The organism is Halalkalibacter sp. AB-rgal2 (assembly GCF_041821005.1).
Lineage (GTDB): Bacteria > Bacillota > Bacilli > Bacillales > Bacillaceae_D > Halalkalibacter.
The window spans coordinates 1-1,038 of record NZ_JBGUAV010000066.1 but is presented as its reverse complement, the minus strand read 5'-3'; the positions used below and the strand labels follow the sequence as shown (position 1 = coordinate 1,038).

Genomic DNA, 1,038 nt, shown 5'->3' with positions numbered 1-1,038 from the left:
CGTGCTGCTGTATAATACTTCACCTTATAGCCTTGATTAATCGCTTCTTCTCCTAGTGCAATTGATAAATGGGACTTTCCAGTCCCCGAATTTCCTATGAAGACAACATTCCTTTTCTGTTGAATATACTCGCCTTGAAAGATGTCCAAAATACGCCTTTTTTGCACATGGGGGGCCTCCTCAAATCGAAAGGAGAGGAGGTCTTTGCGTACTGGGAATTGGGCCTTCTTTCGAGCTAACTCTTTCTTCTTCACATCTCTTTCAGCCACTTCAATGGATAATAAATGAAATAGAAATTCTTCATAAACAATTTGTTGTTCATTTGCTTCTCGCAAATAAGTATCAAGCTGTTGGCGTATGGCTGGTAACCGTAACTTTTTTAGATACTCGTCCATTTGATAACGGATTGTATTCAGTGTAAATACCTTCCTTTCTGTATTAATTGATCATACGGGCTAAATGCAGGAGGCGTGACAGAAATCGCCTGTTCCGTCTCATATCTGATAGCCACAGGCTTCGCTGTTGTTGGCTGCGTCATAAGGTAGAGATAGTGTTTAACATGATCAGCCGTAAATAACTGCTCTTTGACACAGCTTTCCACTGCCCGTTCTACGGTCTCTATTGTGAACTCTCGATGAAGTTTCAATAGTTTAATAAACTCTTTTCCATGCCCATATTTTGATAGTGTTCTCTTATGAAATTCCTGATAACATAAGGGGAGTTTCGTTCTCCGAACGGGACGGGCGTGCTGGATTGCCCTGGGCTTTCTCTCCAGCTCATCTAAATAATGATCCACCTCAAATATCTCTTGGAACTTTTCGTATGAGCGCTCATGTTTGGCAACACAGTCACCATCAATTCTTATCTCAATGTGATGAACATATGCATAGAGTTGGGCTTTTTTTCGTCCTGCATACCTAGTTGGGACGGAATAAGTATTCGTTTCGAAGTTCACAAGCGAAAGACTGTTGATGGTTGCTTGTACCTTTCTTGCACAAGGATGAGTACCTATCATCGGTAAGAGATGCTCCTTTTCTT

2 protein-coding genes are annotated in these 1,038 nt (G+C 41.3%); both read right to left on the bottom strand.

Translation table 11 applies throughout. The annotated features are described in order from the left end of the window. Positions 1-395: ATP-binding protein (locus ACERJO_RS20950; RefSeq protein ID WP_373648778.1), on the bottom strand; the 395-nt coding region annotated here is incomplete at its 3' end. 17 nt (positions 396-412) lie between these two features. Continuing rightward, on the bottom strand, positions 413-1,038 hold a 626-nt coding region (locus ACERJO_RS20945; RefSeq protein WP_483867214.1), incomplete at its 5' end, for a Mu transposase domain-containing protein.